This window comes from Cyanobium sp. Candia 9D4 (assembly GCF_024346155.1).
GTDB classification, from domain to species: domain Bacteria; phylum Cyanobacteriota; class Cyanobacteriia; order PCC-6307; family Cyanobiaceae; genus Cyanobium; species Cyanobium minutissimum.
The window spans coordinates 556,662-577,677 of sequence record NZ_JAGQCK010000001.1 but is presented as its reverse complement, the minus strand read 5'-3'; the positions used below and the strand labels follow the sequence as shown (position 1 = coordinate 577,677).

General features: G+C 70.7%; 23 protein-coding genes. 10 read left to right on the top strand and 13 right to left on the bottom strand.

The annotated features are described in order from the left end of the window. Positions 1–62: 62 nt before the first annotated feature. Positions 63–428, top strand: a complete 366-nt coding sequence (locus tag KBZ08_RS02870; RefSeq protein ID WP_254971197.1) for a hypothetical protein — start codon at positions 63–65, stop codon at positions 426–428. A 45-nt stretch (positions 429–473) separates the two neighbouring features. Here the strand turns inward: KBZ08_RS02870 and KBZ08_RS02865 are convergent, their stop codons facing one another. The 4 genes from KBZ08_RS02865 to KBZ08_RS02850 all read right to left on the bottom strand — a co-directional run bounded on the left by KBZ08_RS02865 (position 474) and on the right by KBZ08_RS02850 (position 3,625). Beyond that, on the bottom strand, positions 474–857 hold the full coding sequence (locus KBZ08_RS02865) for a YraN family protein (RefSeq protein WP_106219913.1): 384 nt from the start codon (positions 855–857) through the stop codon (positions 474–476). Between the two features lie 70 nt (positions 858–927). Then, complete coding sequence (locus tag KBZ08_RS02860) at positions 928–1,455, bottom strand: HPP family protein (RefSeq protein WP_106219912.1); 528 nt, start codon at positions 1,453–1,455, stop codon at positions 928–930. A gap of 60 nt (positions 1,456–1,515) precedes the next feature. Beyond that, on the bottom strand, positions 1,516–2,010 hold the full coding sequence (locus KBZ08_RS02855; RefSeq protein WP_106219911.1) for a DUF2721 domain-containing protein: 495 nt from the start codon (positions 2,008–2,010) through the stop codon (positions 1,516–1,518). 13 nt (positions 2,011–2,023) lie between these two features. Then, on the bottom strand, positions 2,024–3,625 hold the full coding sequence (locus KBZ08_RS02850) for a bifunctional diguanylate cyclase/phosphodiesterase (protein WP_261359109.1): 1,602 nt from the start codon (positions 3,623–3,625) through the stop codon (positions 2,024–2,026). Positions 3,626–3,843: 218 nt separating this feature from the next. Here KBZ08_RS02850 and KBZ08_RS02845 point away from each other — a divergent pair, with 218 nt between their 5' ends. From KBZ08_RS02845 to KBZ08_RS02830, 4 genes are read left to right on the top strand one after another with little or no spacing between them, the layout of a single operon-like run. Beyond that, positions 3,844–4,359, top strand: a complete 516-nt coding sequence (locus tag KBZ08_RS02845; RefSeq protein ID WP_106219909.1) for a pentapeptide repeat-containing protein — start codon at positions 3,844–3,846, stop codon at positions 4,357–4,359. Positions 4,360–4,369: 10 nt separating this feature from the next. Continuing rightward, a complete protein-coding gene (locus tag KBZ08_RS02840) occupies positions 4,370–4,834 on the top strand; it encodes a hypothetical protein (RefSeq protein WP_254971192.1) in 465 nt (154 codons plus the stop codon). A gap of 42 nt (positions 4,835–4,876) precedes the next feature. Then, positions 4,877–5,269 (top strand): LexA family transcriptional regulator, encoded by a 393-nt coding sequence (locus KBZ08_RS02835; RefSeq protein WP_254971190.1) that lies wholly within the window; start codon positions 4,877–4,879, stop codon positions 5,267–5,269. Continuing rightward, positions 5,248–6,528 carry a Y-family DNA polymerase gene (locus KBZ08_RS02830; RefSeq protein WP_106219907.1) on the top strand — a complete coding sequence of 427 codons (1,281 nt, stop codon included), beginning with the start codon at positions 5,248–5,250 and terminating at the stop codon, positions 6,526–6,528. The genes KBZ08_RS02835 and KBZ08_RS02830 overlap by 22 nt, the downstream gene beginning before the upstream one ends. A 5-nt stretch (positions 6,529–6,533) precedes the next feature. On the opposite strand, the gene KBZ08_RS02825 is transcribed toward KBZ08_RS02830, so the two are convergent. Both KBZ08_RS02825 and dnaG read right to left on the bottom strand, forming a co-directional pair. Then, positions 6,534–7,532 carry a sensor domain-containing diguanylate cyclase gene (locus KBZ08_RS02825; protein WP_254971188.1) on the bottom strand — a complete coding sequence of 333 codons (999 nt, stop codon included), beginning with the start codon at positions 7,530–7,532 and terminating at the stop codon, positions 6,534–6,536. Between the two features lie 58 nt (positions 7,533–7,590). After that, positions 7,591–9,675: a DNA primase gene (gene dnaG, locus KBZ08_RS02820; RefSeq protein WP_254971187.1), complete on the bottom strand. Its 2,085-nt coding sequence runs from the start codon at positions 9,673–9,675 to the stop codon at positions 7,591–7,593. Positions 9,676–9,823: 148 nt separating this feature from the next. On the opposite strand from dnaG, the gene KBZ08_RS02815 reads away from it, so the two are divergent. Then, positions 9,824–10,729, top strand: coding sequence for a DMT family transporter (locus KBZ08_RS02815; protein ID WP_315861238.1), 906 nt, complete (start codon positions 9,824–9,826; stop codon positions 10,727–10,729). Positions 10,730–10,827: 98 nt separating this feature from the next. Further along, on the top strand, positions 10,828–12,141 hold the full coding sequence (locus KBZ08_RS02810) for a cation:proton antiporter (protein ID WP_254971184.1): 1,314 nt from the start codon (positions 10,828–10,830) through the stop codon (positions 12,139–12,141). Here KBZ08_RS02810 and KBZ08_RS02805 read toward each other — a convergent pair. Continuing rightward, positions 12,130–12,609: a hypothetical protein gene (locus KBZ08_RS02805; protein ID WP_106219903.1), complete on the bottom strand. Its 480-nt coding sequence runs from the start codon at positions 12,607–12,609 to the stop codon at positions 12,130–12,132. The two genes, KBZ08_RS02810 and KBZ08_RS02805, sit on opposite strands and share 12 nt — an antisense overlap. 22 nt (positions 12,610–12,631) lie before the next feature. Here KBZ08_RS02805 and ruvA point away from each other — a divergent pair, with 22 nt between their 5' ends. The 3 genes from ruvA (at position 12,632) to KBZ08_RS02790 (ending at position 14,062) form a co-directional block, all read left to right on the top strand. After that, positions 12,632–13,282, top strand: coding sequence for a Holliday junction branch migration protein RuvA (gene ruvA, locus KBZ08_RS02800; protein WP_254971183.1), 651 nt, complete (start codon positions 12,632–12,634; stop codon positions 13,280–13,282). A gap of 77 nt (positions 13,283–13,359) precedes the next feature. Continuing rightward, a complete protein-coding gene (gene rpsO / locus KBZ08_RS02795) occupies positions 13,360–13,629 on the top strand; it encodes a 30S ribosomal protein S15 (protein ID WP_015108092.1) in 270 nt (89 codons plus the stop codon). Between the two features lie 10 nt (positions 13,630–13,639). Beyond that, positions 13,640–14,062 carry a PAM68 family protein gene (locus KBZ08_RS02790; protein ID WP_254971181.1) on the top strand — a complete coding sequence of 141 codons (423 nt, stop codon included), beginning with the start codon at positions 13,640–13,642 and terminating at the stop codon, positions 14,060–14,062. On the opposite strand, the gene KBZ08_RS02785 is transcribed toward KBZ08_RS02790, so the two are convergent. From KBZ08_RS02785 to KBZ08_RS02760, 6 genes are all read right to left on the bottom strand, one after another. Next, positions 14,042–17,569: a DNA polymerase III subunit alpha gene (locus tag KBZ08_RS02785; protein WP_106220207.1), complete on the bottom strand. Its 3,528-nt coding sequence runs from the start codon at positions 17,567–17,569 to the stop codon at positions 14,042–14,044. The two genes, KBZ08_RS02790 and KBZ08_RS02785, sit on opposite strands and share 21 nt — an antisense overlap. Positions 17,570–17,698: 129 nt before the next feature. Further along, positions 17,699–18,190, bottom strand: a complete 492-nt coding sequence (locus tag KBZ08_RS02780) for a hypothetical protein (RefSeq protein ID WP_106219900.1) — start codon at positions 18,188–18,190, stop codon at positions 17,699–17,701. Positions 18,191–18,313: 123 nt separating this feature from the next. Continuing rightward, complete coding sequence (locus KBZ08_RS02775; RefSeq protein ID WP_106219899.1) at positions 18,314–18,766, bottom strand: hypothetical protein; 453 nt, start codon at positions 18,764–18,766, stop codon at positions 18,314–18,316. Then, complete coding sequence (locus KBZ08_RS02770; RefSeq protein ID WP_106219898.1) at positions 18,767–19,165, bottom strand: nuclear transport factor 2 family protein; 399 nt, start codon at positions 19,163–19,165, stop codon at positions 18,767–18,769. A gap of 82 nt (positions 19,166–19,247) precedes the next feature. Continuing rightward, a complete protein-coding gene (gatA, locus tag KBZ08_RS02765; protein ID WP_106219897.1) occupies positions 19,248–20,720 on the bottom strand; it encodes an Asp-tRNA(Asn)/Glu-tRNA(Gln) amidotransferase subunit GatA in 1,473 nt (490 codons plus the stop codon). 44 nt (positions 20,721–20,764) lie between these two features. Further along, positions 20,765–21,016 carry a DUF1816 domain-containing protein gene (locus KBZ08_RS02760; RefSeq protein WP_106219896.1) on the bottom strand — a complete coding sequence of 84 codons (252 nt, stop codon included), beginning with the start codon at positions 21,014–21,016 and terminating at the stop codon, positions 20,765–20,767.

Here is a 21,016-nt window from a genome sequence, read left to right as displayed (position 1 = left end):
CTCCCCAGATTGCAGCGCCGTCCGGCCTGGCTAGAGCAGGAGCAGCGTTTGCTTCTCCCCCCATGGCCCAGACATTGCGACGCAGCGACGCCAGGCGCAGCGGCCCCCTGCTGGCGGGGCCCCTGCTGGCCGGTGCGCTGGTGGCCGGTGCCCTGGCCGCCGTTGTGGCCCTGCCGGCGGGACCCGCCCGGGCCGGCAGCGTCACCGCCGAATCGATCTTCGACCGTCAGGCGACCCGACAGCAGGCCAGGAGCCAGGTGCCCAAGGGCGCCACGGTCACCCGCACCGTCTGCGAGGACCTGGAGGTGGGTCTGGACAACACCCGCTACCGCTGCACCGTGTACTACACGATGACGCCAGCCCCGACCCCGGCCGCCACGCCGGCCACGGCCGCCCCGGCCCCCGCCCCGGCCCCCGCCCAGCCCTGAGGCCCCTTCTCCCCCGCCGGAGCGGCGGACCTTCGGAGGCTCGCTTCAGTCCCCCAGCCGGACCCATCGCACCGGAGCCCGGGCCGGCGGCAACGGCACCAGGGCCGCCACCTGCTCCACCGGCGTCCGCTCCCAGCGGGGGTGGGCCGCCAGCCAGCAGTCCCAGGCCCGTGCCAGCCGCCGGCGCTTCTGCCAGCGCAGGGCCGCCGTTCCGCTGCCATCCAGGCTGCCGGCGCGACGCCCCTTCACCTCCACCAGCAGCAGGCGCCCCGGCTTCCGGACGATGAGGTCCAGTTCCCCCCAACGGCAGCGCCAGTTGCGCTCCAGCAGCTCCCAGCCGCGCCGCCGCAGCAGCCGCAGCACCCGTTGTTCCGCCCAGGCGCCGTCTCGCTGGGCGGCGCTGCGGCAGCGGGCGGGGCCGGGGGCCATGGGCAGGGGATCCTCTGCCCCAAGGGTTCCCGCTGGCCGCCACCAGCGGCGGGTGGCGGCGATCAGGGCCTCAGAACCAGTGATGCGGGTAGCGACGGCCGGGAATCAGCCAGCCGAAGCCCAGCGCCACCAGCAGCAGCACCAGGGAACCGGCCAGGACCGGCGCGACGACGTACGACGGCCCGGCGTGGAGCAGCACCCCGAGCAGGGCGACGGCGCCGGCGGGGGGATGGAGGCAGCGCAGCAGCTGTCCGGCGGCGATCGCCAGCGCCACCGCCAGCCCCATCACCCAGGGGGCCGTCCCCAGCCAGGCGACGCAGACCACACTCGCGAGGGCGGCCAGCCCGTTGCCCAGCAGCAGATTGCGGGGCTGGGCCAGGGGGCTCTCGGGATGCCCGAACAGCAGCACGCTGGAGGCCCCCAGCGGGGCGGCGACGAGCGGGTAGCGGCTGGCGGCGCTGATCAGGCCCAGCAGGGTGATGGCGACCAGGGCACCGGTCCAGGAGAGGAGCACCTCGGTGGGCCGGAAGCTGGGCTGATAGGCCCGCCCCTTGCGCCTCTGGGACTGGATCAGGGGGACGAGGAAGGCCAGAGCCATGGCCAAACTGTATCGGATCTAACCATTCACGACCCACCAGGTGCCAGCTCCGCGCCAGGCTCAGTAGTACCGGCGCGGGTTCTGGCTGATGGCCAGCTGCACCTCCAGCAGGAACAGCAGCAGGCCCACGATCATGGCTCCCATGGCCGCCACGAACAGGGGCACCACGATGGCCGTGACATCCAGGGCCGCCACCGCGCTGATGAACAGCACCGCCACCACCGCGGCCACCAGCAGGGCGGTGACGGTGACCGCCAGGATCGCCCGGTTGATCAGGAAGGTGCGGCGGCGCTGCACCGCCAGCACCAGCTCCAGCCGATCCCCTTCCTCCGGATCGGGATCCGGCTTCGCCCGGCACTTCGCCAGGGCCTCCTGAAGCACACGGGTGCGGTCGATGATCCGGGCCAGCCGGGAGCTGAACAGGCTCAGCAGCCCGGTGACACCGGTGAACAGGAACACCGGCGCCACCGACAGCTGGATCGCCTTGGAGAGCCCCGCCACGGAGCGCCCATCGCCGATGTCGATGGACTGCAGCAGGGGGACGCTCCAGACCATCCCGGGGATCCCCTCAGGCCTCCGGTGTGATCTGGCTCTGGAGCAGGGCCTCCAGCTCCTGTTCGGAGAGCGGGGCCGAGAGCTGGTACCCCTGGCCGTGGCGACAGCCGAGGGTGAGCAGCATCTGGCGCTGCCGGGAGCGTTCCACCCCCTCCACCACCACCATGATCCCGGTGGCGTCACTGAGCCGGATCACCGCGCTGAGCATGGCCTGCTGCAGCTGGTCGTAGTCGATCGCGGAGATGAGGCTCCGGTCGATCTTCACCTCGCTGAAGGGCAGCTCGGTGAGCCGCTGCAGGCCGGAATAGCCGGTGCCGAAATCATCCATGGCCAGCGCGAACCCCTGCCGCCTCAGGTCCCGCAGCTGGTCGGCCACATGGGTGGACATCTCCAGGATGCTGCCTTCGGTGAGCTCCAGCACGATGCGGTCGGGCGTCAGCTGGTGGCGTTCCAGGGCCATCAGCAGGTCGCTGCTCCAGGTCGGGTCCTGCACCTGCAGCGGCGAGACGTTCACGCAGATCCGCCCGAGCTGCAGCCCGGCCAGGTCCCAGCGGTGCAGGGCCTCGAACGCCCGCTCCATCACCCAGCGCCCCAGGGAGGAGATCTGGGCCGTGGCCTCGGCCACGTCGATGAAGTCGGCGGGGGACTGGCGGCCCAGCACCGGGTCATCCCAGCGGCAGAGCACCTCGGCGGCGATCACCCGGCCGGATTCCAGCTCGATGATCGGCTGAAAGGCCAGCTCCAGCTGCTCCTGCTCGATCGCCAGGGCGAGGGGGCGGGCCAGAAGCTCCTGCAGCTGGACCGACCGCTCCACCGGCGCCGCGATGCAGCAGCTGGGGAAGGGCTGGCGGTGGGTTTCCTCCAGTGCCCGGGTGGCGGCATCCAGCAGCAGCGGAAACTCGCTGCCGTCATCGGGAGCGCGGCTGATGCCCACGTTCAGCGACGGCTCGATGACGTGCTCCAGCACCGTGGTGGGACTCTCCAGACTGGCCAGCAGCCCGCCGGCCATGTCGCGCACCGCGTCGATGCCCATCGCTCCCGGCACCAGGGCCAGCAGGCGGTCACCGCCCTGGCGGGAGAAGAATCCCCCGGCCGGAAGCGCCGCCTCCAGCCGGTGGGCGATCTCCTCGATCAGCGCCTCGCAGGCGGCGATGCCCAGCCGGCCGCGCACCAGGTCGAGCTGCAGCACCTGCAGATGCATCAGCACGGCACCGTCCGCATAGCGGTCGGCCACCAGGCCATCCAGATCCGCCAGATTCACCCGCTGGTCAAGCAGCTCCAGCAGGCACCAGACCGTCCCCGGCCCGACACCGGAGGGCAGGCGGGTGAGGAACAGGGGAATCGCCGCTTCGGCCTGCGGCCCACCGACCAGATCACTGCGCAGGGTTGCCACGCTCCCCGCCAGCAGCGGTGCCACGTCGGCGGCACAGAGCTCCTGCAGGGACCGCTGGCGCAGCGCCGCCGGCTCCAGCCCCGAACGCCGGCAGAAGGCCCCGTTCGCCGCCAGGATCACCCCCTGTCCATCCGCCAGGGCCGCCGGCCGCTCAATTCTCTCCAGCAGGCCCTCGATCGCCCCGGCCCCCGCCTCCCCTGCCCCGGCGACGCTGCTCAGCATCGCTGTCCCGCTGCCGTGGTGCGGGGCCAGCGGCCGGGCCCTGATCGCCGGAAGCCCCTGGGCTGGAAGTCCCTGGTCATCAATGGGTGCGGAGAGCGAACGGGCCGCCGATGCGGTCCTGCATCACGCTAGTCGCCCCCTTCCCTTCGGCACCCCTCCACAGGCCTTGGAGCGGCGTGGAGCCCTTGCCTAGGCTGGCCTTCTCCGCTTCATCGCCGATGACGCGCCCCCTCTCCCCGTCCCGGTTCCCGGGCCTGCTGCTGGCCCTGCTGCTGGCCCTGCTGCTGGATGGACTGCTGCTGCTGGCCCGTCCCATGCCGGTGGCGGCGGCGATGGACTACGCCAAGCAGGTGCTGATCGGTGCCGATTTCCACGGCGCCGACCTGCGCGGCGTCACCTTCAACCTCACCAACCTGCGGGACGCCGATCTCTCGGGGGCCGACCTGCGCGGCGCCAGCCTGTTCGGCGCCAAGCTCCAGGACGCTGATCTGAGCGGCAGCGACCTGCGGGACGCCACCCTGGATTCGGCCGTGTTCGAGGGCACCGACCTGCGCAACGCCCGCCTCGACGACGCCTTCGCCTTCAACACCAAGTTCCGCGGCGTGCTCATCGACGGCGCCGACTTCACCAACGTCCCCCTGCGCGGTGATGCCCTCACCAGCCTCTGTGCCGCCGCCAGCGGCACCAACCCCGTCAGTGGCCGCCTCACCCGCGACACACTGAACTGCAGCTGAGCCCGCCCCGATGAGCTTCGATGCCCGCAGCCGTGAGCGGCTGGAGGCCCTCGGCCGCCAGCTGCCCCGCCCGCTGCCCGCCCCGCCGCCCCCCACCCCGGCCGCCGGCGCCCCGGCCCCCGGGTCCTCGGCGCTTGAGCGTCGCCATCCGGTGGAGACCGAACAGGACCCCCAGAAGCTGTTCCGCGCCCTGATGAACGTCAGCGCCGACGGCAGCGTGCCCCCCCATCTGCTGGAGCGCCTGCGGCAGCTGGAGACGCCTCCCGCCCCCGGCGGCCCCCGTCCCGGGGCGCCCGCTGCCCGAAGCGGCGAGCCGGGCAGGGAGCCCACCGGCGCCAACGCCTCCCCCGGGGCCGCCCCCCGGCGACCCGCCCCGACCCCCCGGAACGGGGCGAAGCGGCGGCTCCCGGCCGACGACACCGAGCGGGAGCTCTACACCGCCTTCCAACAGCTGCTGCTCGAGGACGGGGACTGACCAGTACATCCGTACTAGAGTGAGGCCTGCCGCCCGGGGCCCGTGCCCGATCACCACCCCGATCCCCACCACCCCGCCATCCCTCCCGGCCCCGGGGTCGACCTCAACGCCCAGCTGAACCTCCACCCCGACCGCAGCCTGCTGCTGCGCGTCTGCGGCGACTCGATGGTCGGGGCCGGCATCCGCCACGGTGATCTGCTGGTCGTGGATCGGGGGGTCGCTCCCCGCTCCGGCCGCATCGTGGTGGCCCTGCTGGAGGGGGGGTTCACCCTCAAGCGCCTGGTCCGCCGGGGGCCGCACTGGTGGCTGGAGGCGGCCAACCCCGCCTACCCGCCCCTGGCCCTCGGCGGCAGCGACGACGACCGCCTCTGGGGCGTGGCCCTGCACGTGATCCGTTCGCTGCCAGGAGGCCGATGGCCCAGGCCACAGTCCTGATCGACGGCAACAACTTCTACGCCTCCTGCGAGGCGGCCCTCGATCCCGCCGTGATCGGCAAGCCCCTGGTGGTGCTCTCCAACAACGACGGCTGCATCGTCTCCCGCAGCGCCGAGGCCCGCGCCATGGGCATTCCCATGGGCACCCCCTGGTTCCAGGTGCGCCACGACCTGGAACGCCGCGGCGTGGTGGTGCGCAGTTCCAACTACGGCCTCTACGCCGACATGAGCCAGCGGCTGATGGCCAGCCTTGAGGCCTGGGTGGAGGAGCTGGAGGTCTATTCCATCGACGAGGCCTTCGGCCGCCTGCACCGCCCCCCCGGCGACGGCGACCTCACCGCCTGGGGGCGGGACCTGCGCCGCCAGGTGCGCCGCCAGCTGGGTCTGCCGGTGGCGGTGGGCATCGCCCCCACCAAGGTGCTGGCCAAGATCGCCAACCGCATCGCCAAGCGCGACCCCTCCCATGGCGGTGTGTTCGATCTGGGCCAGGCGGGGGATCCGGACCCCTGGCTCGAGACCATCGCCATCGAGGACGTCTGGGGCATCGGCCGCCAGCTGTCCCGCTGGTGCCGGCTGCGGGGCATCGCCAACGCCCGGGCCCTGCGCGACAGGCCGAGCGGCGAACTGCGGCATCGCTGCGGCGTTGTGGGGGTGCGTCTGCAGCAGGAGCTGCGCGGCCACAGCTGCCTGCCCCTGGTGGCGGTGCCGCCGGCGAAGCAGGAAACCTGCGTCAGCCGCAGCTTCAGCGAGCCGGTCACCAGCCTCGAGGGCCTGCGGCAGGCGATCGCCACCTACCTCAGCCGGGCCGGTGAGAAGCTGCGCCGCCAGGGGCAGCGGGCGGGCAGCGTCACCGTGTTCGTGCGCAGCAGCCCCTTCAACGGCACCCGCTTCTACGCCAACGCCGCCACCGCCCGTCTGCCGCTGCCCAGCAACGACACCGCCGTGCTGCTCGCCGCCGCCCTGCCCCTGGCCGAGCGGCTGTTCCGGCCCCACAAGCCACTGCAGAAGGCGGGGGTGCTGCTGCAGGATCTGCAGCCGGTGGAACTGCTGCAGCACCATCTGCTGGTGCCGCTGCCCCCCGAGCAGCAGCGGCGGCGCGAGGCCCTGATGGCCGCCATCGACGGCCTCAACCGCCGTTACGGCAGCGGCACGGTGCAGTGGGCCGCCTGCGGCCTGCGGCCCCGCTGGACGATGCGCCGCTCGCGCCTGTCGAGGGCGGCCACCACCCGCCTGAGCGATGTGCCGGTGGTGCGGGCCTGAGGCCCTCAGGGGCCGTCGAAGAGGCTGGCGACCTGGTCACGGCCGTTGCCCTTGGCCAGCGCGAGGGCCCGCTCGGCCCGCAGGATCAGCTCGGGGAAGCCGTGATCCTGGGGGGCCAGGCCGGTGAGGCCGCCACTGATGTGCAGGCGGAAGTCGGAATGGGTGTGCACGCCGGGCATGTGGGTGACGGCGGTGCGGAGGGCCTCCGCCAGGGCCATCGCCTGGTCGGCGGCGATGCCCACCAGCAGCAGGGCGAACGCACCATCGCCGACGCGGGCGGCGAAGTCCTGCTCCTGCAGGAAGGTGCGGGCCAGCTGGACCAGATCGGCCAGCACCCGGTCACCGGCGGCATGGCCCCAGCGGTTGTTGATCAGCCGCAGATTGTCGACATCGAAGAGCAGCAGCGACAGGGGTTGGTGGTCGCGGCGGGCACGGGCGAACTCCCGCTCGCCGATGGTCAGGAAGGTGTGGCGGGTGGGCAGGCCGGTGACCGGGCAGAGGTGGGCGAGACGCCGCAGCTCCAGCTCCCGCATGGCCAGCTGGGCCAGACGGTGCAACAGCTCGCGCTGCTCCGGGCTGATGTCCCGGGGCTCCCGGTCGATGACGCAGAGGGTGCCGAGGTTGTGGCCCTCCGGCGTCTGCAGCGGCGCGCCGGCATAGAAGCGGATGTGGGGATCGGCGAAGACCAGGGGGTTGCTGCGGAAGCGCTCGTCGGCGCGGGCATCGGGCACCACCATCACCTCGTCATGGACGATGGCATGGGCGCAGAAGGCCATCTCACGGGGGGTTTCGCGCACATCAAGCCCCCGGCTGGCCAGGAACCACTGCCGGTCGGCCTCCACCAGGGACAGGGCCACGATCGGGGTCCGGAAGAGGGCGGCGGTCAGGTCCAGGATCCGCTCGAAGTGCTCGTCGCTGTCGGCCGCGAGGAGGCCGTAGCGCTCCAGATCGCGGAGCCGCTGGTCCTCATCGGGGGGGACGGGAAAGGCCGGATATGACGCCATGGGACCTTGCCTCCACCAGAACTGTAGGCAGATCGGCTGGCGGCGAGCGAGTCCGGTGTCAGGCGGCCGGGGCCGTGAGGGTCTCCTCGTAGCCGGCGCGGCGGCCGTCATCCAGCTGATTCAGGTAGCGGCGTTCGGCGTAGTAGGCCTCCTGGAAGCGCAGGGCGTCGCCGTTGAGCGCGTCAAAGAGATCGTGGATGCGGGTCTCCATGTCGAGGCCGGCGCCGGCCGCCGGGGGGGCGACCGCCGGCGGGGGCGTGTCACGCTCCTCCTCCAGCAGCCGGGCGATGCACTGCTCGAGGGTCTGGAGGCGCTGGCTCGACCAGGCATCGAGCAGGTGACGGCAGCGGCGCAGCACCCGCTGGCGCTCCAGCGACGCCGTGGCCCCCCGCAGCTGCAGCGGTGGGTGGGCCAGGGCCAGCCGCTGCACCTCACTGGGCTCCAGCAGGGGGGTGAGGCGGCCCAGCAGGGCGCTCTGCTCCACCAGCAGCCGGTCGCCCAGCAGGCGGGGCAGGTCGAGGTCGGCCAGGTCCAGGCCGGGGTCGGTGCCCCGGTTGATGGCCTCGAGCCGGCCGGCCCCCAGGTTGTCCTCCTCCAGCTCACCGATGGCGGCCCAGAGCTGGCGGTGGTGCTGGAGGGCGAAATCATCGAGCTCCCGGCGCCGCAGCTCGGCGCGGATGACGCCGCGCCAGGCCGGGCAGTGCAGATAGAGGCGCAGGATCTCCGCCTCGGCCCGCTCCCGGTGGCCCACCTCCCCGGGCTGCTCCCATTTCGCCGAGCGGCCATGCCAGCGCTGGCCCTTGACCTGCTGGCGCAGATCCTCCTCCAGCTGGATGGCCAGCCGGGCCTGGCCGCCCGAGAGGCGCTCCGCCACCTGCTGCAGGTAGTGGCTGCGCACGGCCGACTGGGGCAGCTTGCCCAGCAGCTGCACCAGTCCGGAGACGGCCTGCTGGAACTGGTCGGCGCGGGCCAGATCCTTGCCTTCAAGCACCTGCTCGATCTGCCAGTCGAGCCAGAGGGGGGCCTGGTCCAGCAGGGAGCGGTACTCCCCCGGGCCGTGCTGCTGGAGGAACTCGTCGGGGTCCTTGCCGGCGGGCAGGTGCAGCACCCGCAGTTCCAGCTGGCCCTGCAGCGCCAGCTGCTCCACCTCGCCGATGGCCCGCTGGGCGGCGCGGATGCCCGCCCCGTCGCTGTCGAAGTTGAGGATCAGGCGCCGGCTGTCGCAGCAGCGGCACAGCTGGGTGATCTGGCTGGAGCTGAGGGCCGTGCCGAGGGCGGCCACCGCATTGGTGATGCCCGCGGCGTGCAGGGCGATGACGTCGAAGTAGCCCTCCACCACCACGGCCCGGTCGTCGCGACGGATGGCATCGGCGGCCCGATCCAGCCCGAACAGGTGTTTGCCCTTCTCGAACACCTCCGTTTCCGGGGAGTTGAGGTACTTCGGCTCGGCGCCGTCCAGGCCGCGCCCACCGAAGCCGATCACCCGCCCCTGGCGGTCGCGGATCGGCACCATCACCCGGTCGCGGAAGCGGTCGTAGAAGCCGCCGCCCCCCTTGCGGGCCACCACCAGGCCGGCCGCCTGCAGCAGGTCGGGGCCCAGGCCCTCCACCTGCTGCAGGTGCTGCAGCAGGCCGTCCCAGCCGGCCGGGGCATAGCCCAGCTGGAACGCCTCGAGGGTGGTCTCGCTGAGGCCGCGGGTCTGGCGCAGGTAGGTGAGGGCCGCCGCCCCTTCCGGCGCGCGCAGCTGGCCCTGGAACCAGCCCGCCGCCAGGGCCAGCACCCGGTGCAGCCGGTCGCGGCGGGAGAGCTGCTGGCGCAGGCGTTCCTGCTGGGGACCGTCAAGGGTTTCGACCGGCAGCTGGTACTTGCGGGCCAGATCCAGCACCACTTCGCTGAAGCTCGTGCGCTGCAGCTCCATCAGGAACTTGATGGCGTTGCCGCCGGCCCCGCAGGAGAAGCAGTAATAGAACTGCTTGGCGGGCGACACCGTCATCGACGGCGATTTGTCGTCGTGGAAGGGGCAGATCCCGACGAATTCACGGCCCTTCTTCTTGAGCACCACGTGCTCCCCCACCACGTCGACGATGTCGGCCCGCTCCTTGACGGCCTCGATCGTGCGGGGGTGGAGACGGGGAAGGTTCAAGGGTGCAGGCGCAAGGAGGACAGGCTCCGGAGGCAGGGGTGAAAGGGAAAGGGGGGTGGAACGGCTGCCGGCACCCCCCAGCGGTGGTGGTCGGGCTGGCGCCATTCTGGGGCCTGCCACCACCGCTGGAGATCGCCGGGTGAACCGAATGAGTTCGGCCGACGGCGGCGGCGCCCTCCCGGCCGGGGCCTGGATGGTGCTCAGTGCCCTCGCCTTCAGCCTGATGGTGGTGGGGGTCAAGCAGGTGGGCGAGCGCCTGCCCCTGGCCGAGGTGGTGCTGGCCCGGGCCCTGGTGAGCCTGGCTCTGAGCTACGCCATGGTGCGCCGGATCGGCGTGGATCCCTGGGGGCAGCGCCGGGGGCTGCTGGTGGGGCGGGGGCTGGTGGGCAGTGCCGCCCTGTTCTGCGTCTACGCCGCCGTGGTGCACCTGCCGCTGGCCGCCGCCACGGTGCTCCAGTACCTCTACCCCACCTTCACGGCCCTGCTGGCCTGGCTGCTGCTGGGCGAACGGCTGGGGCGGCGGGTGCTGGCCGCCATGGGGCTGGGCTGGCTGGGGGTGCTGCTGGTGGCCCGGCCCACGGCCGGCGCCCCCCTGCCCGCGACCTGGGTGCTGGTGGCGGTGGCCGGCGCCCTGCTGACCGCCGTGGCCTACGTGAGCGTGCGGCGCCTGGCGGAGAGCGAGCATCCGGCCGTGATCATCCTCTACTTCCCGCTCGTGGCCGTTCCCCTCAGCCTGCCGGCGGTGCTGCTGAATCCGGTGCTGCCCACACCGGCCGAGCTGCTCTGGCTGGTGGCGGTGGGGGTGTTCACCCAGCTGGGTCAGGTGGGTCTCACCCGGGCGCTCACCCAGCTGCCGGCGGCCCGGGCCACGGCCATCAGCTACGTGCAGGTGGGATTCGCCGCCCTCTGGGGCTGGTGGATCTTCGGGGAGCCCATCGATCTGCCGACGGCCGGCGGGGCGGGCCTGATCCTGGTCGCCACCCTGATCGCTCTGCGGCAGCCCCCCGGGGTGGCCGCCGCGATGGAACCGGCGCGGGAGCCGCCCGTACGATGACGCCGCCGGATTGGGTTCCTCCGCTGTACCCGCCACTCCCCATTGGGCTCCATGGCTGGCTGGCCACGGCGGAGGCCGGCCTGAGCCACAGCACCGGGATGAGCCTGCTGCGCCCGGCGATCGCTCCCAGTGTGGTGCCGTTGCCGCTGATGATGGTGACCGTCGGGGGCATCTTTCTCGGCACCCTGGCCATCAGCCGCTTCTCCCTGAAGATCGGCGTCCCGGCCATCCTCGGGGTGCTGCTGTTCGGGCTGCTGATCAACCCCTCGGTCACCCTGTTCAGCCAGGAGACGATCCTGCGGCTGCAGGCCCTGAGTCTGTCGATTCTGCTGTTCAACGCCGGCCTCGAGACCGACATCCGCTCGATCCGCGGCTTCCTCGAGTACGGCATCATCCTGGCGGTGGGCGGGGTGATCCTCTCCAGCCTGCTGCTGGGGGTGATCATCTGGGCCGTGGCCTCCCCCGATGCCGGCGGCGTCGAACTGGGCTTCCAGCAGATGCCGCTGGCGGTGGCCATGCTGATCGCCGCCTGTCTGGGCTCCACCGATGCGGGAGCCACCATGAATGTGCTGCAGTCCCTGCAGAAGGCGATCCCGCCGAAGCTGGCGGCCCTGGTGCAGTTCGAATCGGCGGTGAATGATCCCACCGGCATTCTTTTCCTTGGCCTGGTGATCGGCCTGACGAGCGTCGATGGCGGCAGCAGTGGCCACGCCGTGGTGCTGGAGCAGCTGCAGACCTTCCTGCAGAAGATCGGCTCGGGCCTGCTCATCGGGGTGTGCGTGAGCTACATCGGCCGCTTCAGCCTCAACCGGCTGGTGCGGGATCCGAGCCAGCTGCTGATTCTTGGCATCTCCATCGGCCTGATCTCCTATGGCCTGGCGGAGCTGCTGGGGGGGTCCGGCTTCATCAGCGCCTATGTGGCCGGCCTGGTGCTCAGCAACCTTCCCTACAGCAACGAACGGATCACGCCGCAGGCCCTGCAGCAGACCCTGCTGCCGTTCAACACCATGACCGAGATCACCGTGTTCCTGATCTTCGGGCTCAGCGTCCACCCCCGGGCGCTGCTTCCCTCGGTGCCGGAGGGGATCATCGTCGCCATCGCCATGATGCTGGTGGCCCGACCGGTGAGCGTTCTGCTGCTGCAGCGGTTCTCCCCCTTCGATCGGCGCGAGTCCCTGCTGGTGTCCTGGTGCGGTCTGCGCGGTGCCGTTCCCCTCGCCCTCAGTTTCGTGATGGTGGAGGCCATCCCCCGGGTGCGGGGCATCGACCCGGCCAGCGTGCCCAGCCTGGTGAGGAACGCCGGCGGCATCGTCTTCTGCGTCGTGGTGATCAACCTGCTGGTGCAGGGGCTGACCCTGCCGCGGGTGATCCGCTGGCTGCGGCTCGGCGAGGCGGCTCCCTCAGCCCCGTGAGCGCCGGGGCAGGGGGAGGGGATCGGTGATCCAGTCCTGGCGGCTGCCGTCGCTGCTGCCGCTGGGGCGGGCCAACCGCCAGCTCTCCCCCCTGGGGCCAGGCTGCAGGTAGAGCTCGAAGGGACTGTCGACGCGGATGACGTCCCCCGGCAACCGCCAGTCGAACCGGCCCGTGAGATGCAGGCCGCGGTCCGGCCCGATGGCCACCGCCTCCTGCCCATCGACCCGCACCCGGCTCACCTCGGGCAGGCCGTCCGCCTGGAGGTCGAGAGCCCGGGCGATGGCCCCCTGGGTGAGCTGGATCTGCAGCGTCAGGGCCTCGAGCAGCACCCCCCTGGGGGGCTGGCCCACCCGGCTGCAGCCCCCCAGGAGCAGCAGCATCGCCAGCAGCATCGCCAGCAGCACCCCCGGCACCGGGGCCGTCGGCGAGGGGAGGCGAGCCGGGGGGCTTGGCAGGAGGGGCAGCATGGGGGCTGACGCACGTCTCACCATGATCGGCTGGCTGCAGGGGCGACTGGCCGAACCATGGCAGCAGGCTCACCGATGCGGGGCACTGCTGATCTGCCAGGGGGTGGGTTACGAGGTGCAGCTCACCCTGCGCCAGTGGCGCCGGCTGCCGGAGGAGGGCTGCGACCTGGGCCTCCACATCCACCACAGCATCCGCGACGACGGCTGGACCCTCTACGGCTTCCCCGATCGGCGTGAGCGGGACCTGTTCCGGGAGCTGGTGGCCGTGAGCGGCGTGGGCCCCCAGATGGCCCTTGGCCTGCTCGGGGCCCTGGAGGTGCCCGATCTGGTGCGCGCCATCGTCCACGCCGACCTGCGCAGCCTCTGCCTGGCTCCCGGGGTGGGCAAGCGCACGGCCGAACGGCTGTCGGTGGAGCTGCGGGCGCGCCTGCAGGAGCGCTTCGCCGGCCTGGTCGATCCCCTCGAGGACGACGGGGGCCCCGGTGAGACCCCCGACGGCGCCCCTTCGGCCCCCTGCCGTGAGGAGGTGCAGATCACCCTGGTGGCCCTCGGCTACGAGCCCCTGGAAATCCACCGGGCCCTGCGGGCCGTCGCCGCGGGGCTCGACGCCTCCGCCGGCGCCGACGACTGGATCCGGGAAAGTCTGCGCTGGCTGTCCCGCGCCGTGGCCTGAATCGGGCGGCTCCGAGGATGGGCCAACGGGCCGCACGTTAAGGTGTTGGTTTGCACCGTTCGGGCCCCGATCCGCCCATGCCGCTCACCACCACCCAGAAACAGGAACTGATCAATTCCCATCAGGCCCACGGCACCGACACCGGCTCGGTGGAAGTGCAGGTCGCGATGTTGAGCGAGCGGATCCAGCAACTCAGTGGCCACCTGCAGAAGAACATCCACGACTTCTCCTCCCGCCAGGGGTTGCTCAAGATGATCGGCCGCCGCAAGCGCCTGCTCGGCTACCTCCGCGCCCAGAGCGAGACCCGCTACGCCGAACTGATCAAGAAGCTCGGCATCCGCGGCTGAGGACGGTTCCATGGCCCGTCGGCCGAAGCCGAAATCCTTCGGGGCAGATCGTCCCGTACCGACGACCCCGGCCAGGGCGCCCCGCCAGCAGGTGATCCCGGATGCGGTGGCCAACCGCATGGTCCGTCGCATCGCCATTGCCACCGGCACCCCCACGCTGCTGGGCATGGGGGTGTTCGTCGCCAGCTACCTGCTGGTGAGCCGCGGTCTGCTCGATGTCCCCCCCGGCCTCACCCTGGTGGGTTCCGGGGCCTTCTTCTTGCTCGGCCTGCTGGGCCTGAGCTACGGGGTGCTCTCGGCCAGCTGGGAGGACGGCCCGGGCAGCCTGCTGGGCTTCGAGCAGATCGGCGTGAACATCGGCCGGGTGCGGGCCTCGGTGCGGGCCATGCGCCAGGGCACCTCGGGCTCCGGCTCAGGCAGCTCCCAGGGGTGAGCGCAGCCAGGCCCTGAAGTCGGCCGAGGCGAGGGTCTGCACGGCCGCCGACGCATCGGCGACGCAGAACTGGCCCCCCAGGCGCACGAAGCGCGTTTCGTCTTGGTGCTTCACCAGCGCCACCACCGGCACCTTGACCCCCGCCTCCTCCTGACCGGGGCGATGGCGGGTGAGGCATTCCCGCAAACGGTGCTGAACGGCGATGTCACCGGCCTGCTCGGGGGCCAGCTCCACCATCACCAGCTGCAGGTCCTCGATGCTGCGGCAGTCATCCACGAGCAGCTGCACCCGGTCGTCACGGCGGTCGACACCGGCCCAGAGCAGCAGGCGGGCATCCACCATCAGGTGGTCGGCCAGGCGGGCGTAGCTCTTGGGGAACACCACCGCCTCGCAGGAGCCGGTGAGGTCCTCCAGCTGCAGCACGGCCATGCGATCCCCCTTGCGGGTGGTCACCTGGCGGATCTCGCTCACCATCACCACCACGCTCACCTTGGCCTTGTCGGCCATCTCCTCGAGGTTGGCCAGGCCGATCGGCGTCAGCAGCCGCACCTGGGACGCCAGCTGGCGCAGGGGGTGGTCGGAGATGTAGAAGCCCAGCAGCTCCTTCTCCAGCTTCAGCTTCTCGGTGGGGGGGTAGTCGGGCACGGGAGCAGCCCTGGGCGGGGCGGGGGCCTCCACGGCGGCGGCGCCCTCGGCAGCCCCCGAGCCGCCGCCGAACAGGTCGAACAGGTTGCCCTGGCCGCTGGCCCGGTCGCGGGCGCGGGAGCTGGCCCAGTCGAGCACCAGATCGAGGTCGGCCATCAGCTGGGCCCGGTTGGCCTTGGGTTCGAGGCCATCGAGGGCACCGCAGTGGATCAGGGACTCGATCGCCCGGCGGTTCAGCTGCTGGCCGGGAATCCGGTCGCAGAGGTCGGCGAGGTGCAGGAAGGGGCCACCGCTGGAACGGGCCTCGATCAGCTGGCGGATGGCGCCATCCCCTAGGTTGCGGACGGCGGAGAGGCCGAAGAGGATCTTCTTGCCCACGGGCGTGAAGTCGATGCCGGAGGCATTGACGTCCGGTGGCATCACCTCGATGCCCATGGCCTGGCAGTTGGCGATGTAGCGCTGCACCTTGTCGGTGGTGCCGGCATTGACCGTGAGCAGGGCCGCCATGTAGGCCACCGGATGGTGGGCCTTGAGGTAGGCGGTCTGGTAGGTGACGGCGCCGTAGGCGGTGGAGTGGCTCTTGTTGAAGCAGTACTCGGCGAACAGGACCATCTGGTCGAACAGGGCATCGGCAATGGAAGCCTCGACGCCGCGTTCACTGGCGCCGGTGACGAACTGGTGGCGGTGCTTCTGCATCTCCGACACCTTCTTCTTGCCCATCGCCCGCCGCAGCAGATCGGCCTCACCGAGGGAATAGCCCGCCAGATCCTGGGCGATCCGCATGATCTGCTCCTGGTAGACCATGATCCCGTAGGTCTCCTTGAGGATCGGCTCCAGCTTGGCGTGGGCCACATCGATGGCCTCGCGGCCATGCTTGCGGTTGATGAACTTGGGGATCAGGCCCGCATCGAGGGGGCCGGGCCGGTAGAGGGCCAGGATCGAGGAGATGTCCTCCAGGGAGGAGGGTTTGAGATCACGGACGATCTGCCGCATGCCGCTGGATTCGAGCTGGAAGATGCCCTCCAGATCCCCCCGGGCCAGCAGGGCGTAGGTGCCCGGATCGTTGGCCGGCAGGGCGTCGGGATCGAGCCGTTCCCCCTCGGCCTGGGCCACCAGCTCGATCGTCTTCTCGATCATGGTGAGGTTCTTGAGGCCCAGGAAGTCCATCTTCAGCAGGCCCATCGCCTCGACGTCCTCCATGAAGTACTGGGTGATCACCTGGCCGTCGTTGTTGCGCTGCAGGGGCACCAGTTCGTCGAGGGGTTCGGCGGCGATCACCACACCGGCGGCATGGACACCGAAGGTCTTGTTGGTGCCCTCGATGCGGCGGGCCAGGTCGACCCAGTGGCGCACCTTGGGATCGTTCTCGTACTTCTCACGGAATTCCGGCACCGGCGACTCGGCGCCGATCATCTCGGCGAGCTTGGCGGGCTTGCCCCGGGCCACGGGAATCAGCTTGGCCAGCCGGTCGGCCTCGCCGTAGGGAATGTCGAGCACCCGGGCCACGTCCTTGAGCACCGCCTTGGAGGTCATGCGGTTGAAGGTGATGATCTGGGCCACCTTGTCCTCGCCGTAGCGGCGGGTGACGTAGTCGATCACCTCGCCGCGGCGCTCGATGCAGAAGTCGGTGTCGATGTCCGGCATCGACTTGCGTTCCGGGTTGAGGAAGCGCTCGAACAGCAGGCCGTGCTCCACCGGATCGATGTTGGTGATGCCGAGGGCGTAGGCCACCAGCGAACCGGCGGCCGACCCCCGGCCCGGCCCCACCGGGATGCCCTGCTCGCGGGCGAAACGGATGTAGTCCCAGACCACCAGGAAGTAGGTGGGGAAGCCCATCTGCTCCATCACCTGGAGCTCGAAGGCCAGCCGCTCCCCGTAGCCGGGATCGATCGGGGCCTCCTCGGTCAGCGACAGCCGGCGACGCAGACCCTGGTGGCTCACCTCGCTGAGGTAGCTCACCGGCGTGTGGCCCTCGGGGATCGGGAAGCGGGGCATCTGGTAGCGCCCGAGGATGTCGTAGTCCTCCACCTTCTCGGCCACCCGGGCGGTGGTGGCGATGGCGTCGGCGATCACCTCCGGCTCGAGGTGGTCGGCGAAGAGCCGGGCCATCTCCGCCTCGCTCTTGATGTATTCGGTGCCCGTGTAGCGCAGGCGCTTCTCGTCGCTGATCAGCTTGCCGGTGAGCACGCACAGCAGGGCGTCGTGGGCCTCGACGTCGTTGCTGGTGAGGTAGTGGGCGTCGTTGGTGGCGATCAGGGGGATGCCCAGCTCAGCGCCGATCCGGGCCATCTCGACGTTGACGATGCGGTCCTCGAGGCCGCCGTGGTCCTGGATCTCCAGGTAGAAGTCGTCGCCGAACACCTCCCGGTACCAGGCGGCCACCTCGCGGGCCACCTCCGGGCGACCGCGCAGGATCGCCTGGGGAATCTCACCGCCCAGACAGGCGGTGGCCACCATCAGACCTTCGCTGTACTGGCGCAGCAGGGCTTTATCGATGCAGGCCCGCGAGAAGATCCCCCGGCCGCGCATGCCGCGCAGGTGGCTGATGCTGGTGAGCTTGACCAGGTTGCGGTAGCCGACGGCATTCTTGGCCAGCACCACCAGGTGGTAGCGACGCTCCTTCTTCGGCTGCGGATCCTCGATCGAGCCGTTGATCACGTACATCTCGTTGCCGATGATCGGCTTGATGCCCGCCTTGGTGCAGAGCTTCAGCAGCTCGATGGCGCCGTACATCACCCCGTGGTCGGTCAGGGCCAGGGCCGGCATGCCCAGCTCCACGGCCCGCTGGACCATCGCCGGCAGCTGGGAGGCCCCGTCCAGCAGGCTGTAGTCGCTGTGGTTGTGGAGCGGAACGAAGGCCACGGCGTCGGTGGGTATGGCCACCACAGGATGGGGTCAGCCTACCGGGCACCACCAGATCTGGTGGTTCAGGCCAGGGCCGTGATGGCGCTGCGGGCCCGTCCGGGCCTGCAGGGGAGGGCCGGAAGGCGACTATCCGGCCGCCTGGAGGTTGGGGCAGGGCATGGCCCAGAGGGTCTGCAGCTTCAGAGCCTGGTCCGTGTTGCCCTTGGCTGCGAGCTGGTTCAGCGTCAGCTGAATCCGCTCGCAGTCGACCTGCTTTTCGAGTTTGGCGCGCTGGCTCCGGAGTTCCTGAAGCTCCCGTTCCGCCATCTGGCGCCGGGCCTGCTGCTGGCCATCGGCGGCCTGGAGACGGCTCGCCCCTGCGTCCATCTCCCTGAGCTGCAGCTGCAGGGCGGCCTCCCGCCGGGAGGCGGACTCCAATTCGTTCCTGAGGGCCAGCTCGCCTTCCATGCGCTGCATGGACTCCCGATTGGCCTGATCCTGGGCGGCCTGGACCCGGGCCTCGGCCTGGAGCCGCTGCTGGTGCTGGTTGTTGAGGATGGCGACGCCGGCCACCACCAACACCACGGCCGACAGCACGGCCAGCCAGGTCCTGTTCTGCCGATGGGAGAGGTTGTCCATGCCTGTCTCTAATCAGGCAACGAGGCAGCGTTGGCCGATCGATGCGGCGTGCGGCGGATCCGTGGCCGATGGGCTGCAGCCGCCTTCATGGACCCTCAGCCAACCATCCCTTCCCAGGGCTTTCTAGGGAGGCGGCCAGAGGCACGTGCCTGCATCCAGCACATCGGCATCATCCACGAAGCGGACGATCGTTCCATCCTTGCGGATGGACTGAAAATCATCAATCAGCGCCCCGATGTTGGTATAGACATAGCGTCCCGCCGATTCAGGGGCGATGGCTTCGATCCACTGGGTTTCGAACTCCGATGGCCGGCCCCCTTCGACCCGCCTGATCTCGGTCACCTTCAACAGTTTCAAGGGGATCGGCGCGCCACGACCCTGATAGAGAACGTAGGCGCTGGAATCGCTGGTGGAGCGAAGGCCGAACTGAAGTCTCTGAAGTGGTTGCACACCGATGGACCTCAGGCAGCGGACATTGTCCTGACCAGCCCGGACAGGAGGGGCCGCGGCGATCAGGAACAGCAGGACGGCCAGGAAGCCCTTCCTCTGGATCTCCCTGGCGGTTCGCACGATCAATCAGCCTCTTTCGATCGGTTTGGAGACGTGCTGGTGGGCGACCTTCCACTGCCCCTCACGCTTGCGCAGGCAGAACGTGATGCGGACGGTATCGCTGAAGGTCGCTCCGTCCGGGAGTGTTCCGCCGCACGCGAGCAGGCCAAAGGCATACCCCACATCCGCTCCCGCCTCGACAGTGAGATCCTCCAGGTCGAACACCACAGCACCCCGGGCGTCCGGCTGCCAGGACTCCCAGCTGTCCCGGTAGCGCGCCGCTGAGGTGTACCGCAGTGGCGACAGCACGTCGAAGATCACCAGATCGTCCTGATGATGGGCGAGAACGTCGTCGTGCCGACCGTCACGGGTGGCGACGGCCCACCGATCCAGGACCCTTCGGATCGCCGCTTCATCCGGGTTCATCGCCGGCGACACCCGATCGAGACAACCACCCTAGGGACCTGGCCAGTGGCCCATCCCGGAGGGTTGGGAGTCGGCCTCCTGCTCAGGCCACCAGCGTCGCCGCGGGCCGGGCGTCCATCACCCGGGCCGCCTGCTCGTACTGATGGGCCACCCGCAGCAGCTTGGGCTCCTCCAGCACGCCGGTGATCAGCTGCAGGCCGATGGGCAGACCCTGGGCGTCGAAGCCGCAGGGCACGCTGATGGCCGGCAGGCCGGCCAGGTTGGCGGGGATGGTCAGCAGGTCGGCCAGATACATGGCCAGGGGATCGCCGGCGTGGGCGCCGCTGGGGAAGGCGGTGGTGGGGGAGGTGGGGGTCAGCAGCACGTCGACGGTCTCGAAGGCGCGGTCGAAATCGCGGCGGATCAGGGTACGCACCTGCTGGGCCTTGCGGTAGTAGGCATCCACGTAGCCGGCGGAGAGCGCATAGGTGCCGATCAGGATGCGGCGCTGCACCTCCTCGCCGAAGCCCTCGGCCCGGCTGCGGGCGGTCATCGCCGCCAGGCCGTCACTGCCGGGCTCGCCGGGGGCGGCCCGGAAGCCGTACTTGACGCCGTCGTAGCGGGCCAGGTTGGCGGAGGCCTCCGAGGGGGCGATCACGTAGTAGGTGGCGATGCCGTCGTTGAAGCGGGGGCAGCTCACGTCCACGAGCTCACAGCCCAGGGCCTCCAGCTGGGCGGCGGCCGCCAGCACCGAGGCCTTCACCGCAGGGTCCAGGCCCTCCTGGTCGAAGCACTCACGGATCAGGCCCACCCGCAGCCCGGCGATGGGCTTCTCCAGATCGGCGGAATAATCGGGCACCGGCGCCCGTAGACAGGTGGCATCGCGGGGATCCTCCCCGGCGATCACCTGCAGCAGCTCGGCGGCATCGGCCACGCTGCTGCTGAACGGTCCCACCTGGTCCAGTGAACTGGCGAAGGCCACCAGACCCCAGCGGCTCACCCGGCCGTAGGTGGGCTTGAGGCCCACCACCCCGCAGAAGCTGGCGGGCTGGCGGATCGAGCCGCCGGTGTCCGAACCCAGCGAACCGATGCATTCACCGGCGGCCACGGCGGCCGCACTGCCGCCGGAGCTGCCGCCGGGCACCCGATCCGGATTCCAGGGGTTGCGGCTGGCGCCGAAGGCCGAGGTCTCGGTGGAGCTGCCCATGGCGAACTCGTCGAGGTTGGTCTTGCCCAGCAGCACGGCGCCGGCCCGCCAGAGCCGCTCGGTCACCGTGGATTCGTAGGGGGGCACGAAAGTCTCCAGCATGCGGCTGGAGCAGGTCGTGCGGATGCCCTTGGTGCAGAGGTTGTCCTTGATGGCCAGGGGAATGCCGGCCAGGGGGGGCAGGGACTCACCGGCCGCCCGGGCCGCGTCGATCCGATCGGCATCGGCCCGCGCCCGCTCGGCGGTGACCTCCAGAAAGGCGTGCACGGTGGGATCGACCGCCGCGATGCGCGCCAGGTGGCGATCCGTGAGCTCCCGGGCCGACACCTCGCCCCGCCGAAGCTGCTCCCGCCATTCGGCGATGCCCATCCAACCGCTGACCAGCTGCGTTGGACGCTATCAGTCGACCAGAATCACGCGGCCAGATCCGGGGATTCGGTGAACGGCTCCCGGCGGCCGGTGCGCAGGCACTGGTGCTCCAGGGACGCCGGTGACTCCGCCCGCAGGTCGTCCAGGAAGGCGGGCAGGGCCTGCTCCAGCGTCCGCCGACGCACGAAGGGCCCGAACCAGTACACCGCATCAGGGGAGCGGGTTTCCACCCGCGCCCACCAGGCCAGGCCCAGCCCATTGGCGATGCCGCGCATGGGCCAGAGCAGTGGGTTCAT